A 15709-nucleotide genomic window follows, 5' to 3' on the forward strand; every position below is an offset into this window, starting at 1 on the left:
TGAAAGAAACATGAACAAAAGAACATCGATTGGTATCGGCTTACATGTGTCGAATCAAATTATTGATTTGCAAATCCCTAATCAGGTATCAGTTGCACGTTTAAAAGAATTGTTACTCGAATCGTTTGAGATGTTGCCAAACCGTTTGCCAGCATCATTTGAATTGGTTGTTTTGAATAAACCAATTCATTTAGCTGACAATCAATTAATTGCAGATTATCCATTAGGGAATGGCGACCAACTAGTAGTAAAAGAAATTGTAAAGGAGACACATGGATGAGCGAGTTAAAGGATATTTCAGAGACAATCACGTTAGAAGCAACAAAAGAATATGTTCAAGTGACATTACAAGCAAATCAATATCAGTTAGAAAGACTAGAACAGTTTCAACAATTTTTAAAATCAAGTCGTGGATTTTTATCGGGAAAAATAATACAAGCAACGGAAGAAGCGTTAGTGATTCAATACCATAAGGATCAATATATGCAATCCATTTTACAAGCGATAAAAAAAATGGATCAATATGAGCGATTATTGTTAGCGCAAAGAGTTCATTATTTGGTTGATTTCTTAGGTACGCCGGTCCAACCCTTTATTCATCCAGAAAACATCTATATCTTGGGAGAAGAATTATTAATTGCTCATCGTGGTTTTATGCAGGTCATTGTGCCTTATTCAGCAGATGAAAGAGAATTTTTTAAACAATATCGAGCGCTGATTTTAGCAATCTTACATCCAAAGTATGAGTATGAACAATTGATTCAAGGGAATGGCACCCTGAAAGATACGCTATCTAAACAATTACAAGAGGCGAAAACAATCAATGAAATTGAGCAAATCATTGGTGAACAAATCATTCGTCAAAAAGCCAAGCGCGAAGCAGAAACCAAATTAGTGAGTAAAAAAAGTTATTTAACCTTTAAATGGGCCAGCTTAGTGTTATTGGCTTTAACGCTACTTTTTGCAACTACAACAGGGATTTATGTCTTAAAAAAATTACCAGCCCAAGAGCGAGTGAGTTTGGCAGAAGCGCAGTATATTTCTAATGACTATGCAAGTGTTACGAAAACATTAAAAGAAGATACACCAGAAGAATTGCCGATAGGAGCTAAGTATGTTGCTGCTGTTAGTTCTGTCCAACTAGATAATTTATCAAATGAACAAAAAACAGCAATTTTAAATAATTTATCTCAAAAATCTAGTGAAAATACCTTACTTTATTGGATTTATATTGGCAAAGGAGACTTTGAAAAATCATTAGATATTGCCCAAAATTTAGGCGATAACCAATATATATTACATGCCTATACAAAATTATATGATGCAACCAAAGCCAATAACAAAATGAACGGCGAGAAAAAACAAGCATTGTTAACAAAATATGAAGAAGCAATTGATAAATACATGAAAATCTTGGGAGGAAAAACGGATGACAACGAAAATCAGTAAAAAATTGGTCTCTGTGAATGATCAAATTCATACATCTAGCATGATTTATTTTGACATTTTTTATTTTGGTCCCCAACTTCTTCACCGTCAAATTACGGCTAAAAACCCAAGTGTTTCAATCAATCAACAATTATTTTTTTACGAAAATGAAGAATTATTCTGTAATGGTGAAACCTTTGATTCTGCTGAAAATTTTTCTGTTTTTCCCCACGAAGAATTGATTACTGTCACCACCAATAAACCACAGAAAGATTTTTTAATTGCCTCTGCCAAAAATGCTGCGATTTCATTAGAAACAGATGCCATCATCAATATTACACTAACACCAGAAACTGGGGAATATACAGCAACGATTTATCCCGGAGAAGATACGATTTACTACAATCATTATTTAGTTGAAAAAGGAAGCTATGCTTTTGCAGTCGGTGATCAATTAGTTGTCAATGGCTTAATCATTGAAGTTCGGGAAAAACAATTAAAGTTAACAAGTCTAGGAGCTACATATTCCCTGGATCCTTGGCAAATTGTAGAAGAGGAGGTTATTCCAGAATATCCTGTGGATTTCCCGTCATTTCGACGAAGTCCACGGATTCACTTGAAGGAGCCAAAAAAACAAATAGAAATTGCTGCCCCAAAAGCCAAGCAAACAGAAGGGAAAAATGAACTGTTACGGACGATTGTCCCACCTTTAGGAATGGTCGTTTTGAGTGGCGCAACAAGCTTTTTAAGTGGGGGAAATCCAATTATGATGCTTAGTATGGGCGGAGCGAGTTTATTGACGGCTGGTTTTTCAGTCTCTAGTTATTTCACCAATAAAAAAGAAACAAAGCAAAAGAATATCGAACGGACAAATAGCTACGAACAATATTTAATACAAGAGAAAGCTCGTTTAAGTATACTGCAACAAGAACAAAAAGAGGCCCTGGAATATATGAATCCTGCCATGAACGAATTAGCCTTAATGACAAAAGAGTATCATGCGCGGATATATGAACGCATGATGACTAATGAAGATTTTTTGACAGTTCGCTTAGGGGTTGGTGAAATTTCTTCAAGTTTTACGACAAATTATCAGTCAACGGAAGATGATTCACTAAGTCAAGAAGCTGAAGAACAATTAGTATGGCCATATAAACAATTAGAAAAGGCGCCGATTGTTGTACCACTAATGGGACAAACCTTAGGATTGGCGGGAACACCTGCTGTTTTAAGGACAGCCATTCAAACGTTGTTATTTCAAGTGTCTGTTTTACATTCCTATCGTGACGTAGAGTTTGTTACTTTAGTACCAGAGGAAGATTATCAGAAAGATTGGCATTCTTGGCGTTGGTTGCCACACGTCAAAATCCGCAGTCTGAATTTGCGTGGGATTGTTCATGATCCTCAAACAAGGGATATGGTTTTAAATTCTTTCTATCAAATGATTACGAAACGTCGTCAACAAGTGCGCGAAGCCGGCAATGAAAAAGTTCACTTTCAACCACAGTACATTCTGTCGATTTTAGAAGAAAGCTGGTTGTCAGGGCATGGCTTAAATGAATTTTTAGCTGAAGATATGAGTCAATATGGTGTGACAGTTATTTGGGGAAAAGATGCTTTAAATATGTTACCAGAAACGACAACTACACTGATTGAGTATCAAAGTAGTGAAGCAGCGACTTTAATCAATCAAAATAATAAATATGTGAACCAAAACTTCGTTCCTAATCATTTACCGACTGCTTATCCGCTTGCTTATGCGATTCAGCGCTTGGCGAACTTGCAGCATGTGGAAGTGGAGAAGAATGCGGTGCCAGAAAGTCTGAGTTTACTTGAGCAATACGAAGTAACAAGGATTGAAGAATTAACTATCGATCAACGTTGGTTGAATGCGCAGCCAAATAAATCAATTCGTTCACTAATTGGCTGGCGTGGTAAATCAGATTATGTCTATTGGGACTTACACGAACGTTTGCATGGGCCTCATGCACTTGTTGGAGGGACCACAGGCTCTGGAAAATCAGAATTTTTAACAACTTATCTAATTGGCTTAGCGATTAATTTTTCTCCTGAAGATATCGGCATGTTGATTATTGATTGGAAAGGTGGCGGAATAGCCAATACATTAGATAAGCTACCGCATTTTATGGGCGCTATTACCAATTTAGACGGAGCCGGAACAGCTAGAGCCTTAGCCAGTATCAAAGCAGAATTGGATAAACGTCAACGAGAATTCGCCAAATATGGTGTGAATAATATCAACGGATATATGAGTTTATACAAACAACGACACGAACCGAAACCTGATATTATCTATCCTACTAAACCATTGCCTCATTTAATTTTGGTTTCTGATGAATTTGCGGAATTAAAAGCGAATGTTCCAGAATTTTTAGATGAGCTAACTTCGGTGGCGCGGATTGGCCGTTCATTGGGTGTTCATTTAATTTTGGCGACACAAAAACCAAGTGGTGTGGTAAATGATCAAATTGAAGCCAATAGTACCAGCAAAATTGCTTTGAAAATGGCTAGTGTCCAAGATTCTAATGAATTATTAAAAACACCAGATGCAGCTCAAATTACCAATCCTGGTCGGGGGTATTTAAAAGTTGGGGAAAATGAAGTTTATGAAATGTTCCAAAGTGGTTATGCGGGGGTTCCTTACGATCCTGACCAAGTGATGGAAGAAGTGGTGGATGAACGGCTATATCGGATCAATGATTTAGGTCAAACTGAATTGCTTTATGATCCAGGTGAAGAAGTGGTTCAAGGAAAAGATAAGAGCGACTTACCAACCCAATTGGAAGCTGTTATTACTACGATTGGCGAAATTTTTGAACAATCAACACTGACGATTCCAGATAAACCGTGGTTACCTAATCTTGAAGAAAAAATAGCAACACCAAGTATTGGAAAATCAAATGATCGTAGCCTTAAAGTACCAATAGGCTTACTTGATATTCCTGCAAAGCAAGCTCAAGAAGTCTATGAATATGATTTGGAGAAGTCCAGCCATACAGCAATTTTTGCGAGTCCAGGATATGGGAAATCGACGATTTTACAAACGATAGCAATCAATCTTGCCCATAAGAATACCCCTGAACAAGTTCAATTTAATTTAATTGATTTCGGAAATAACGGCTTATTGCCACTAAAAGATCTACCTCATGTAGCCGATATTGTGACTTTAGAAGAAGCAGAAAAATTACAGAAAATGTTGGATAAAATTAGTCAACTTCTAGCACAACGGAAAAATCTTTTTAAAACTAATGGTGTGGCCAGCTTGGCACAGTATGAAGCCAAAACGCAAAGCAAATTGCCAATCATTATTAACTTATTAGATAGCTACGATGGATTAAGTTTGGAAGACAAACGCAAAGACGGCATCGATGAATTATTACTTCAACTCTTAAGAGATGGCGCCAGTTTAGGAATTTACTTGATTTTCACAGCTAGTCGATCTGGCAGCATTCGCATGAATATGATGAGTAACATTGCTACAAAAATGGCATTGTATTTAAACGATGAAAGCGAATTAAACTCTTTACTAGGAAGGGAAGTCTTAGCTGCCCAAGCCATCAATGGTCGCGGGCAGGTCCTATTAGAAGTACCAACTGCGATTCAATTTTATTTGCCAACAAAAGGAGCGACTAGTGCGGAGCTGTTGGAAAACTTAGAATCAGAGGTCACTAAAATGAATCAAGATTGGACAGGCACGCGCCCAGAACCGATTCCGATGGTTCCCGAAGAATTAACTATTGAAAAATTCCAACAATTTGTCCCAGAAAAAGAAGCCAATCAATTCTATTTGGGATTAAACAAATTAAGTGCTTTACCAGAAACATTCCCGTTATTCCGAGGAAAAACATTGGGGATTTTTGTCGAATCCAATAAACAATTCCAGTTATTAATGCCCTGGTTTATGCAGCAACTGGAAGAATTGTCTGCTGATCACGAAGTTATCTTGATTGATGTTGCAGGGAATTTGGAAATGATGATAGACAAAGTCGCAATTTACATTGAACGAACACAAGTGGCACAGCAAAGCGCCGAACTTAAAGAAGCCCTAATAGCAATAGTGGCAGAAAAAGAAAGGCAGCGAGTGGTGGTTATAAATGGAATTGCTGATTTAGTTGAAAAACTTTCTTTAGAACCAGAAGCAATAATAATGCTACTAAACAACCGTAAGCAAAACTTGCAAGTGTTATGTGTTGATTCCTTAAGTAAAGTTGGTGCAACTTATGGCGGTATGACAGCCTTAGCTAAAGAAAATATAGAATATCTTCTTTTCGGTGGTAGTCTCAACAAACAATTATTTATTGAGAATTTATCATTGGATCAAAAGAATGCGCCAGTTTCTAGAAATGTCTTGCATAGTTTGAAAGATGATGTATTAGAAGCTATTACCATTCCGACGGAGGTGACCAAAAAATGAGTGAAGAATTATCAACTCCTTTTTTAGCGCTGGGTAGTGTGATTCGTTTAAATGAGGGAATCCACGGAGCAATGTTATTTTTTATAGTAGCTCGAGCAATTGCTAAAAATAATGACGGCAAAATTATTTCTAGATACAAAGTAGCGCCGCATCCATTTGGAGATGTTCCAACGGAAAATGTTTTTTCAATTAGACATGATGAAATCTCTGAAGTAGTTTTCGAAGGATATACAAATGAAATTGACAATAAATTTCTCGAAAGTTTAATCACTAAAATGACGAATGCCAAAGACATACCTGTTGCTCAGCCAACTGCTCAAGTAGTTGCTCCAAATGAATCAGAAGAAATTGTCGATGAAAAAGAAAAACTCAAAAAAGATCCCTTTTACAAATTTAGAAAGTGAGGAAATAAGCAATGACTAAAGTTGCATCAAATCAAGGAGCGGCTCAAGCAGCCGTTTCTGGGATTAAAAATGTGTCCGTTAGTAAAAATACAAAGTGTACATTAGGAGAAAGTAACATTTCTGGAATGAAAAAAGGCGTAAAAGTTAATAATAAAATGCTGAATAACTTGTCTAAACTAGTGAAATGTGTCAATACTCAAGCCAATAAATTCCCTAAATTAGCAGCGGCGATTGCCGCAAGAGATAGTCAGACACGTTTCAAATAAGGAGTTGAAAAAATGGAGACCGAAAATAAAGAGCGTTTAAGCAATGAGTATAGTCAAAAAATTATTCAAAAAGAACATCAAATGGATAATTTATCAAATGATCAGAAGAAAATCCAAGCTATATTTGGTACACTAGACTATGAGATAACTAGAAATTTTCGAGAACTAGAACGATTGAATGGAGAGGACATTAGTAAAGGCAATAAACCAGCTCGTTGGGCACAAGATGAATTATCCGGTAAACAACGATACCTTACTGAATTTCTCCAACAACAAAATCAAGAATTTACACGGAATTATGCTAAGGCGACAGAAAGAGTGCGTGAAGAACGTGATCAACTCCAAAAAGAAAGGAGTACGTTATCATGGGATTAATCTATTCTAGTGCAGACTCCTCAGAATTAATGAGTGCTCTGGCTAGTAATCTATCTGTCGCACGAACGACCACCAGTGAATTAACAGCTGGTTGTCAACAACTAATCACAGCCATTGACGGACATACGTTGTCAGGAGTGGCTTATAACGCCGGAAAAGGCTTGTTTTCAGAATTAGTGATTCCAACGATTCATCGAATGACGGCTGCCATTGATCATGTTCAAAGTGATTTGACCAAATATGGCGCAGCCAACGCATTTATCTCCAGTGAAGGCTATTTAAATGAAGATAAGTTAAAATTACAAATAAAAATCATGAAAGCCAGTCAAAAATCCTTGCATGAAGCAGCTAAACAAGTAGCAACGATTGCTTATAACACGCCAATCCCAGGGATTCATAACCTGTTAAAAGACACGCAACGCACCTTGATTCAAATGGCAGATAGCCTTCAACAAGATATTGACAAAATCCAAAAGAAATTGCAAAAACTCAATGATTTCGCTATGCAAATCAATGGCTTATTTAACAATAGCCTCAACGAGATGGAACTTGCCATGCAAGGTGTTACGGTATTGAATGAAACAACTGTCAATAGCAACGGAACCTATACACTACCAAGTGGTGTCGATAAAAGTTATTTCACGGAAATTAAAAAAGACACCTCAACAGTTATTGATTCAGAGAAACAAAAAATTGAGCTAATCAAACCAACTGATAGTATAGAAGAAGTCAGCAGAAAAACAATCGCTTTAGCCAACCTTGGAATCAATCCCTACACAGGTGAAAAGATAAATGAAAGTCAAGCCAATCGATTTAAGTATGCCGCATGGTCGGGAACATTAACAGACGTGGGAAATGTAGTGCTAGGTTCATATTATGGGAACAAAGCCGCTTCACGATTGGACGGACTTGATGATGTGGGGAATGTGAAGCAAAAATCGTTTAGTAAAAAAGATAGTGGAACTAATTTGAAAGTGTTAGAGGAGGTTTCTAATCCGATTATAAAATCTCCTAGAACTGGGAGCGGGCTGAAGATAGATGATATTAAGCCAATTAAAGGAAAAGGATATATCTACGATATTGACCCATTGACAGGAAAACATCCTACGAAAAAAATTCAAATTATTATAGATGAGTTTCCTCATGTTCCTAAAGCACATGGATTCTCTGATATAGTTGATAATTATGCTGGATTAGCAAAAGTCACTGATTTAGGGAATGCTAAACTATATCAAATTCAAGGAAGTCAAAACGGTGTTATGGGGCGTTTTGAATGGATAATCCAAAATGGAAAAGTTACTCATAGAATGTTTGTAAGAAATATAGAATTGAACGGAGTGCCTATAAAATGATGAACTATATAGACGAATTTAAAGAAAATGCTATTTCTTTTTCTTGGAGCGAACTGAAAATCGGTAGATTTGGTTATTCAGATGATAATTTCTATCTGCAAGGAAGGATTAATGATGATTATGTAATGGCATATACGTTAGATTATCTATCTAAGAATGAAAATGAGGAGAATTCTTTTTTATGGGAATTAGGAAGCTTATCTTTACCATATGATGAAACGGAAGTGTATGACCTTTTGGATTCAATTACTAATTCTGATGAAGATTTGCAGGCTTACTACAAATGGCGATGGATTTTAGTTAATAACCTATTAAACGAGATTAAATGTATGGATACCATCAATGCTTTATTAGAGATTAGTGAGTTTTGGCTGGATTTGCAATCTCCATTTGATATGCCTTATCAGTATCAGGGAATTAATAATGATATGACTCCTGAATACTTTTATACAGAAGAGCATTTGTCTAAAGTTATTTTAGAACATAAAGAATGGTTAATAAGTGAAAAAAAGAAATTATCTTAGTATAAATTGTAATAGACAATATTTATTAAAGCGACTGGCTCTAAATTTAATTATTGTTAGAAGTATATTTTGCAAATTGATGTTTTAAAGAAATAAGTGAAAAATGGAAAAATCCAATTAGATGAGCAAAAACTATCAAAAAAACTTGCATCTTTAGTAAAAAAATACCACTTAGAGGTGGTAGAACTGACGCCAAAGGAATTGAACGCCCGAGTCAATTAATCAGCAGAAAAAAGGATACAATTATTTTGACAAAAGCGAAAAAATAAGAGGATTAGGACTGCTGTCTCATGGACAAGACTTTATAGAAGGTATTCAAGAATCAGGAGTTTGGGATTCCTTGTGGTCGGTAGGAATGGGCGTTGCGTCGGTAAAGAATGCGCAGACTTTTTCTAACGAGGTTAAAGGAACAGATAACGCTGCTTTAAGGGGAAGTAAAAACGGAAAAACTTATGTGTTAGATAAGCCTAAAAGTACTGGAACTGTAAGTTATAAGAAAGCCAGTGGAGTTTATGGTGAATATAGTACAAAAATAGACTCTAAAGTTATAGAAATAGAAAAAGCAAATTTACCAGATGGGTTGAAAAAAACATATACAGATAGTTATTATAGAACTGTCGAATCCGTAGATGAATTAAAAACTTATAGAACCTTTGGCGGAAATGCAGATGCTGGTGGAGGATTTGCAACAACAGAGCCAGCTGTTTCGAGAATAGACGCCAAGATGGATACTGCACTTTTACCAGATTGGAAAAATTCTAGAATGTATGAAGCGGAAATAACAATACCTAAAGGTGAAAAACTTAATATTGGGAAAGTGGCTCCTCAAATAAATGACAAAACTGGAACAGTTTTAAAAGGAGGTGCGGATCAAATATTGTTACCTCAAGATTGGCCATTAGAATGGATTATAGATATAAGAGTAGTACCTAGCAAATAGGAGTGAAATGAAATGGAAGAATTAAAAGAAACATGCAAAAAAATTTTAATATTGTTAGATAAGGAATTTCCTAATCAACAATATTATGCAGGCGTAATAAAGAAGATTCGGACTATTGTTAAAAATATTTATTCCACCGCGTTGAGGGATGAAACTTATAAAGAAAAGATAAATTTTAACAGTTTGATTAGAGAGTTTGTTGATGAAACTACACATTTTTCTAGCCCTGTTATTCCAGAATTAGAAAAATTAGATAGGTTATTATCGTAAATTAGGAGATGAAAGAACGGAACAAGAAGAAGTCAAAAATCCTGAATTAGTAATTAGAATTGAAAGTATTAAAAAAGATTATACGCAAAAGAATGAGCAATTCTTTTACGAAAAATTAGAAGATTCAAAACTGTTACTACCAGTTAACTTCGATTCTCAAAATAAACTTAATATTATTAAAATTGAGGATTCTGTAGGCAATGATTATATACCAGCGTTTACAGACTGGGAAAATCTCCGATTAGGCGAAGAAAGTAACGCTGTAGTTTTTACTATATATGATTATTTGAAAATTATTCAAGAAGATTTATCTATTACTGGTATAGTAATCAATCCTTACAGCCAAAATTTAGTTTTAAATAGAGGTAATTTAGAGTTTATAAAATCAAATAGTGGAAATATCAGAAAAATGAACAAGTGTCAATCGGAATCCCACGAGAGTATCCAGAATTTTTTGTGGATAAATGTAAAAAAAATTTCAAAAAAGAAACTAAAATAAACAAAGCTTTTTTGTTGCAAATGGTAAGAAAAAAGCTTCAAAAAAGCTATTTATTGGTAATCGATTCAAAAGATGAAGATCAAATACTACCGTATGTAAGCATAAGCAATAAAGTTCAAAAGTATCTAGGGAAAGAAGATATACTTGATATAATTTCTTTAAACAGTGATTTTGGGAGGAACGTTACTAAAGAATACAATCCATTTTATGAAAAATAATCCTTAAGCTAATATAGATGATTATTTCAGTTTAGTGAGAGAGCAATCTCCATGGCCGAAAAATTATCAACCAAAGCAGTCTATTCTCAAACCAGGGATCAGTTCGAAATGGCTTTATCTGTTGGACAAGGAACAGAATACCCGGGAAGGTTTGGAATATTAACAGATACAATTAGTGATGTAGAATATGTTACAGATAACCTTGCTGTAAAATATGAATGGAAACCATCCATAGACAAAATGGTAACTTATCAATTTGTTGGATGATAAACATAGTTTTAGACTTTAAAAGGGAGGAGGAATCTCATGGAACTTTTTATGAAAATCATTCCATTAGCAATGGTTCTAGCAATTGTCTATTGGCTAGTGAAAGTATCGAAGATATATAATAAAAGTGAATATGCAAAGAAGAACGATGAAGAAACTAATTGTGAATAGAAAGAAATAGCCAAAGAAAATGATAAGTGATTCTAACTGTAATTATGGTTAGAATTACTTATTTAAATATATAAGTGAAATACATAACAAATGATAGTTTTTTTATACTAATATCAACAGATTGTTATCTGGCTTGGTAGATATAGCAGACAAATTACCAAGTGATGTCGATAAAAGTTACTTTACTGAATTAAAAAGGATATGCCAACAGTTATTGATTCGGATAAACAAAAAATTGAGCTAATCAAACCAACTGATAGTATAGAAAAAATCACTAAAAAAACAATCGCCTTAGCAAACCTAGGAATTAACCCCTATACAGGAGAAAAAATTTCAGAAAGAGAAGCCAATAAATTTTAATATGCTGGTTGGGTGGGAACATTGACAGAAGTTGGCAATGTAATGCTAGGTTCATATTATGGGAACAAAGCTGCATCAAGACTAGACGGCTTGGATGATGCTGGAAAGGTGAAGAATGGACGACAAAAGTCTACAAATGATTTGTACGTAGTATCTAAAAATGTATTTGATATTGAACAAGTACGTCCTTTATTAAAAAACAGAACCCAATACAGCTTTCTTTTGGTCTGGAAGAACAAAAGGCGTTGGTGGAATTGAATTTGAATAAATGTATAAATTACAATATTTGTTATTTATTATTAAGTAATTATTTATAAAGACTATCCTATTTTATGAAAATAATTAAAAATTACAAATATTCAAATGGCGGATGGTATCTAACAAGATATTGACAAGTTCTAAAATAAATTGCAAAAGCTCAATGATTTTACTATGCAAACCAATGGCTTATTTAATAATAGTCTCAATGAGATGGAGCTTGCCATGCAAGGTGTTATAGCATTGAATGAAACAATTGTCAATAGTAATGGAACTTACTCATTAGAAGATCAACGGAAAGACGGGATTGACGAGCTACTTTTACAACTCTTAAGAGATGGTGCTAGTCTTGGCGTTTACTTAATTTTTACTGCGAGCCGTTCTGGCAGTATTCGGATGAATATGATGAGTAATATCGCAACTAAAGTCGTTCTTTATTTAAATGACGAAAGTGAAATAGGTAGCTTGTTAGGTAGAGATGCTTTAATGGCTCAAGCAATCAGCGGACGTGGGCAAGTCATGTTGGATACGCCAACGGCGATTCAATTTTACTTGCCAGCAGAGGGTGAAAATAGTGCAGAATTATTAGAAAATTTAGAAACCAAAGTGGCTACGATGAATCATGACTGGGTGGGAATTCGTCCTGAAAGAATTCCAATGGTTCCTGAAAAATTATCACATGAACAATTCCAACAATTTGTACCAGAAAAAGAATTGAATCAGTTATATTTGGGATTAAACAAATTAAGTGCTAACCAGAAACGCTACCCTTATTCCAAAGAAAAACGCTAGGTATTTTTCCAGAATCTACTAAACAATCCCAACTAATCTTTCCATGGTTTATGCAGCAAATCAGTGAATTAACTGTCAATTATGAAGTTGTCTTGATTGATGTAGCGGGGAACTTAGAAGAATGGTCTGAAAAAGTATCCCTTTATATTCAACGAACACAAGTAGTACAACAGAACGTGGAATTGAAAGAAGCGTTAGAAGCAATGTTAATTAATGAAACGACACAACGAATTGTGATTATTAATGGCTTGGCAGACTTGGTCGATAAATTATCATTGGATATTGATAGTCTGGCTTATATAACAAATAGTCCTATCGGCAAACTACAGTTAATTTTATTAGATACTTCAACAAAGCTTACATCTACTTACAGTAGTTTTATTTCGACAATCAAAGAAAACACAGAACAAGTTCTTTTCGGAGGTACATTGCAAAATCAATCATTTGTTGAAAATGTTCCTTATGATCAGCAAAATCTTCCTGTCCCTAAAAATGTGTTACATCGCTTAAAAGAAGAAGTATTAGATAAAATTGTTGTGCCAATGGAGGTGAACAAATGAGTGAAGATTTAACTACCCCTTTTTTACCATTGGGGAGTGAGTTGAAGTTAAAAGATACAACCAATGATACATTATATTATTTCATTGTTGCTCGAGCGATTGCCAAAAATGGTAACGGAGAAATTGTTTCTCGTTATAAAGTTGCACCACATCCTTTTGGGGATATACCAACACAAGAAGTCTTTTCAATTGAAGTAGAGCAAATTATAGAGGTTTTGTTTGAAGGTTTTTCTGATAAAACGGATGAAGAGTTTTTGGAAAATTTACTTTCACAAATGAACGGGAGTGCAGAATCGTTTCCAAAGGATTCTGAACCGGAGGTTGAAAAAAGTAGTGAACTAGAAAAAACGGAAATGGAAACAAATGGAGACCCATTTTATTATTTTAGAAAAGGAGGAGAGGACTAGATGGGAAAGATTGCCTCAAATCAAGGAGCCGCACAAGCGGCGGTTTCTGGAATTAGTAATGTATCGGTGAGTGGAGGACAAAAGTGTACGCTAGGAAAGAGTAATCTTTCTGGTATGAAAAAAGGTGCGCAAGTCAGTAATCAGCTTGTAGCTAACGTATCAAAGATGGTGGAATGTGTAAATAATCAAGCAAGTAAGTTTCCTAAATTAGCCGCAGTCATCGCAGCACGTGATAGCAGGACAAGATTTAAATAAGAGGATTATAAAATGAAAAATAATGAGCAGTTACGAGCGGAATACAATCAAAAAATTATTGAAAAAGAGCAAGAAATATCTTCAATTTCTAGTGTAAAGAGACAAGTTCAAAACTTATTTGACACATTAGAAGGAGATTTAACGCGAAATATACGTAAGTTAGAAAATCTGAATCATGAATTAGCTAAGAATGGTAATCAAGAAGCAAGATGGCTACAAGAAGATTATCTTCAGAAGCAGCAAAAGCAAACCTCTACTTTTCAACAAGTTCATCAGGAATTTTATCAACAATGTGTCAGAAAAAATGAACAATTAAACGAAGAACGTCTTGAATATCAAAAAGAAAGGAATGAATTGCCATGGGATTAATCTATTCAAGTAGTGACAGCGATGCCATCAAAAGTTCATTAGCAACGAATCTCTCTATTGCTCGGACAGCAGTCAGTAATCTAAACTCTGGTAGTCAGCAATTAATCGCAGCAATCGATGGCCAGACATTAGCAGGAGCAGCGTATACCGCAGGGAAAGGGTTATTTTCAGAGTTAGTGATTCCAACAATCAAACGTGTTTCGAGTGCAGTAGATAATGTTCAAAGAGATTTGAATACGTTCTCTTCAGCGGACAGTTTTATTGCTAGCGAAGGTTATTTGGAAGAAGACAACTTAAATGAACAATTGACATTATGTAAAAGTTCCAAGACGGCTTTGGAGAACGCTGAACGTACAGCCAACATGATTGCCAATGCATTGACAGAGCCCTTACTATCAGAAATGATAAGAGGGATGCAGCGAAACTTCGCGAGGAGAGCGCAAGACTGTCAAAAGGATATTCAACGGATTGAAAAAAAGTTGAACAAGCTAAGAGAATTTAATGGCAAAACAAGTGGGCTGTTTCAAGAAAGTTTAGCTGAATTTAAACTGGCTATGCAAGGCATAATGGTGTTGAATGGAACAACAATTCATGCGGATGGTAGTTATACATTGCCGAGTGGTGTGGATAAAAGTTGGTTTAATCAAATAAAACCTAAAGCTAAGGAGCAAATAGCGACAAATAATAGTAATGCTTTTTTAGAATTATATACACAAGTGAAACAATTGATGAACCCATTAACCAGTGGTAAAACGGATAACATGAAACGAATGGAACAATTATTGGCTATGTATCCCAAGGCATTAGTAGATAAGCTGATGAAAAATGATGAATTTTGGATGCTTGCCGATAAATTACCGTCAAAAGTCCAAATAAAATTGATTAATGGATTAGCAAAATACGAATCATTTGGACAAGCGGTAGCACATGGGAAATGGATTCCTAAAATAGATACCCTAGGTAAGGGATATCAATGGTTTAGTAAAATGACAAATCCGATAAAAACCTACGTAAGTGAAAGTCTGAAACATTCTAAATTTGTTCAAAGTGCCAAAAGTTGGGGTGTAGCTAAAGGGCTAGGAACAGCTGCTCAAGTGGCAACATATGTACAATTAGGTGTGACATTTGTGTCTAGCACTGTTAATGAATACGGGAAAACAGGTAGTATCGGCAAAGGTGTTATTGGTGGAGCGATAGATACAGTGAAAAGGGTAGGTCCGTTGGAGGGGATGACGATAGGTTCCCAGATAGGTGGGGTTATTGGTACTGCAATTCCTATTCCTTTAGTAGGGACAGTTTCAGGTGCTGTAGGAGGCGCTAATAAACTTATCCAATTTTTTAAACCAGATTTATATGATAATATCAAAGATGGATCTTATAAATTATATGATAAAGCTTCAGAAACTGTAGGAAATGCATCCAAACAAGTAGGAAAAGCTGTTGAACAAAGCATTAACAATGTGAAACAGGTATATAAAGATACTCAACAAGTAGGAAAATCAATTGGAAAAGCACTTTCTTCAGTAAAGATGCCAAAAGTTAGTTTTGGGTGGTGAAAA

The 15709-nt window shown here is 35.2% G+C and carries 21 protein-coding genes and 1 pseudogene; all 22 read left to right on the top strand.

What is annotated here, in order from left to right; all coding sequences use genetic code 11:
- Positions 1–10: 10 nt before the first annotated feature.
- The 22 genes and pseudogenes from IGM04_RS05725 (at position 11) to IGM04_RS05830 (ending at position 15706) form a co-directional block, all read left to right on the top strand.
- Positions 11–280, top strand: coding sequence for an EsaB/YukD family protein (locus IGM04_RS05725; protein ID WP_002357795.1), 270 nt, complete (start codon positions 11–13; stop codon positions 278–280).
- Entirely contained in the window at positions 277–1449 is a 1173-nt protein-coding gene (gene essB / locus IGM04_RS05730; RefSeq protein WP_002385952.1) for a type VII secretion protein EssB, read from the top strand. The genes IGM04_RS05725 and essB overlap by 4 nt, the downstream gene beginning before the upstream one ends.
- Positions 1430–5863, top strand: a complete 4434-nt coding sequence (gene essC / locus IGM04_RS05735) for a type VII secretion protein EssC (protein ID WP_086317823.1) — start codon at positions 1430–1432, stop codon at positions 5861–5863. Before essB ends, essC begins: the two co-directional genes overlap by 20 nt.
- Complete coding sequence (locus IGM04_RS05740) at positions 5860–6267, top strand: DUF4176 domain-containing protein (protein ID WP_033625593.1); 408 nt, start codon at positions 5860–5862, stop codon at positions 6265–6267. Before essC ends, IGM04_RS05740 begins: the two co-directional genes overlap by 4 nt.
- An 11-nt stretch (positions 6268–6278) precedes the next feature.
- Positions 6279–6533, top strand: a complete 255-nt coding sequence (locus IGM04_RS05745; protein ID WP_033625594.1) for a hypothetical protein — start codon at positions 6279–6281, stop codon at positions 6531–6533.
- A 12-nt stretch (positions 6534–6545) separates the two neighbouring features.
- Complete coding sequence (locus IGM04_RS05750; protein WP_086317824.1) at positions 6546–6908, top strand: hypothetical protein; 363 nt, start codon at positions 6546–6548, stop codon at positions 6906–6908.
- Positions 6899–8260: a T7SS effector LXG polymorphic toxin gene (locus tag IGM04_RS05755; RefSeq protein ID WP_086317825.1), complete on the top strand. Its 1362-nt coding sequence runs from the start codon at positions 6899–6901 to the stop codon at positions 8258–8260. The genes IGM04_RS05750 and IGM04_RS05755 overlap by 10 nt, the downstream gene beginning before the upstream one ends.
- Positions 8257–8784 carry a DUF2247 family protein gene (locus IGM04_RS05760; RefSeq protein ID WP_206537148.1) on the top strand — a complete coding sequence of 176 codons (528 nt, stop codon included), beginning with the start codon at positions 8257–8259 and terminating at the stop codon, positions 8782–8784. The genes IGM04_RS05755 and IGM04_RS05760 overlap by 4 nt, the downstream gene beginning before the upstream one ends.
- Positions 8785–9139: 355 nt before the next feature.
- Positions 9140–9724 (top strand): hypothetical protein, encoded by a 585-nt coding sequence (locus tag IGM04_RS05765; RefSeq protein WP_256924911.1) that lies wholly within the window; start codon positions 9140–9142, stop codon positions 9722–9724.
- Between the two features lie 12 nt (positions 9725–9736).
- Positions 9737–9994, top strand: a complete 258-nt coding sequence (locus IGM04_RS05770; RefSeq protein WP_086317827.1) for a hypothetical protein — start codon at positions 9737–9739, stop codon at positions 9992–9994.
- Positions 9995–10061: 67 nt separating this feature from the next.
- The gene (locus IGM04_RS05775) at positions 10062–10493 is read left to right on the top strand and encodes an SseB family protein (RefSeq protein ID WP_370684188.1); all 432 of its coding nucleotides are present in this window, start codon (positions 10062–10064) and stop codon (positions 10491–10493) included.
- A pseudogene (locus tag IGM04_RS05780) lies at positions 10409–10711 on the top strand (enhanced serine sensitivity protein SseB C-terminal domain-containing protein); the annotation flags it as partial. The gene IGM04_RS05775 and the pseudogene IGM04_RS05780, both read left to right, overlap by 85 nt.
- 51 nt (positions 10712–10762) lie before the next feature.
- On the top strand, positions 10763–10978 hold the full coding sequence (locus IGM04_RS05785; protein ID WP_086317830.1) for a hypothetical protein: 216 nt from the start codon (positions 10763–10765) through the stop codon (positions 10976–10978).
- A 39-nt stretch (positions 10979–11017) separates the two neighbouring features.
- Entirely contained in the window at positions 11018–11149 is a 132-nt protein-coding gene (locus IGM04_RS05790; protein WP_256924912.1) for a hypothetical protein, read from the top strand.
- Positions 11150–11350: 201 nt separating this feature from the next.
- Positions 11351–11509, top strand: a complete 159-nt coding sequence (locus IGM04_RS05795; RefSeq protein WP_161796734.1) for a hypothetical protein — start codon at positions 11351–11353, stop codon at positions 11507–11509.
- Between the two features lie 21 nt (positions 11510–11530).
- Positions 11531–11767, top strand: coding sequence for a hypothetical protein (locus tag IGM04_RS05800; RefSeq protein WP_086317831.1), 237 nt, complete (start codon positions 11531–11533; stop codon positions 11765–11767).
- A gap of 225 nt (positions 11768–11992) precedes the next feature.
- Complete coding sequence (locus tag IGM04_RS05805; protein WP_086317832.1) at positions 11993–12559, top strand: hypothetical protein; 567 nt, start codon at positions 11993–11995, stop codon at positions 12557–12559.
- A gap of 50 nt (positions 12560–12609) precedes the next feature.
- Complete coding sequence (locus IGM04_RS05810; protein WP_086317833.1) at positions 12610–13119, top strand: hypothetical protein; 510 nt, start codon at positions 12610–12612, stop codon at positions 13117–13119.
- Entirely contained in the window at positions 13116–13526 is a 411-nt protein-coding gene (locus IGM04_RS05815; protein ID WP_086317834.1) for a DUF4176 domain-containing protein, read from the top strand. Before IGM04_RS05810 ends, IGM04_RS05815 begins: the two co-directional genes overlap by 4 nt.
- Positions 13527–13781, top strand: a complete 255-nt coding sequence (locus tag IGM04_RS05820; protein WP_033594686.1) for a hypothetical protein — start codon at positions 13527–13529, stop codon at positions 13779–13781. It abuts the gene before it with no gap.
- Between the two features lie 12 nt (positions 13782–13793).
- Positions 13794–14150, top strand: coding sequence for a hypothetical protein (locus IGM04_RS05825; protein WP_002394401.1), 357 nt, complete (start codon positions 13794–13796; stop codon positions 14148–14150).
- Entirely contained in the window at positions 14141–15706 is a 1566-nt protein-coding gene (locus tag IGM04_RS05830; RefSeq protein WP_086317835.1) for a hypothetical protein, read from the top strand. The genes IGM04_RS05825 and IGM04_RS05830 overlap by 10 nt, the downstream gene beginning before the upstream one ends.
- Positions 15707–15709: the final 3 nt, after the last annotated feature.

This window comes from Enterococcus sp. DIV2385, assembly GCF_051711925.1.
Lineage (GTDB): Bacteria > Bacillota > Bacilli > Lactobacillales > Enterococcaceae > Enterococcus > Enterococcus faecalis.

Excerpts from the sequence above, each read along its gene's own strand:
- IGM04_RS05725 (WP_002357795.1), top strand. The coding sequence starts at position 11 with ATGAACAAAAGAACATCGATTGGTATCGGCTTACATGTGTCGAATCAA.
- essB (WP_002385952.1), top strand. The coding sequence starts at position 277 with ATGAGCGAGTTAAAGGATATTTCAGAGACAATCACGTTAGAAGCAACA.
- essC (WP_086317823.1), top strand. The coding sequence starts at position 1,430 with ATGACAACGAAAATCAGTAAAAAATTGGTCTCTGTGAATGATCAAATT.
- IGM04_RS05740 (WP_033625593.1), top strand. The coding sequence starts at position 5,860 with ATGAGTGAAGAATTATCAACTCCTTTTTTAGCGCTGGGTAGTGTGATT.
- IGM04_RS05745 (WP_033625594.1), top strand. The coding sequence starts at position 6,279 with ATGACTAAAGTTGCATCAAATCAAGGAGCGGCTCAAGCAGCCGTTTCT.
- IGM04_RS05750 (WP_086317824.1), top strand. The coding sequence starts at position 6,546 with ATGGAGACCGAAAATAAAGAGCGTTTAAGCAATGAGTATAGTCAAAAA.
- IGM04_RS05755 (WP_086317825.1), top strand. The coding sequence starts at position 6,899 with ATGGGATTAATCTATTCTAGTGCAGACTCCTCAGAATTAATGAGTGCT.
- IGM04_RS05760 (WP_206537148.1), top strand. The coding sequence starts at position 8,257 with ATGATGAACTATATAGACGAATTTAAAGAAAATGCTATTTCTTTTTCT.
- IGM04_RS05765 (WP_256924911.1), top strand. The coding sequence starts at position 9,140 with ATGGGCGTTGCGTCGGTAAAGAATGCGCAGACTTTTTCTAACGAGGTT.
- IGM04_RS05770 (WP_086317827.1), top strand. The coding sequence starts at position 9,737 with ATGGAAGAATTAAAAGAAACATGCAAAAAAATTTTAATATTGTTAGAT.
- IGM04_RS05785 (WP_086317830.1), top strand. The coding sequence starts at position 10,763 with ATGGCCGAAAAATTATCAACCAAAGCAGTCTATTCTCAAACCAGGGAT.
- IGM04_RS05790 (WP_256924912.1), top strand. The coding sequence starts at position 11,018 with ATGGAACTTTTTATGAAAATCATTCCATTAGCAATGGTTCTAGCAATT.
- IGM04_RS05795 (WP_161796734.1), top strand. The coding sequence starts at position 11,351 with ATGCCAACAGTTATTGATTCGGATAAACAAAAAATTGAGCTAATCAAA.
- IGM04_RS05805 (WP_086317832.1), top strand. The coding sequence starts at position 11,993 with ATGCAAGGTGTTATAGCATTGAATGAAACAATTGTCAATAGTAATGGA.
- IGM04_RS05810 (WP_086317833.1), top strand. The coding sequence starts at position 12,610 with ATGCAGCAAATCAGTGAATTAACTGTCAATTATGAAGTTGTCTTGATT.
- IGM04_RS05815 (WP_086317834.1), top strand. The coding sequence starts at position 13,116 with ATGAGTGAAGATTTAACTACCCCTTTTTTACCATTGGGGAGTGAGTTG.
- IGM04_RS05820 (WP_033594686.1), top strand. The coding sequence starts at position 13,527 with ATGGGAAAGATTGCCTCAAATCAAGGAGCCGCACAAGCGGCGGTTTCT.
- IGM04_RS05825 (WP_002394401.1), top strand. The coding sequence starts at position 13,794 with ATGAAAAATAATGAGCAGTTACGAGCGGAATACAATCAAAAAATTATT.
- IGM04_RS05830 (WP_086317835.1), top strand. The coding sequence starts at position 14,141 with ATGGGATTAATCTATTCAAGTAGTGACAGCGATGCCATCAAAAGTTCA.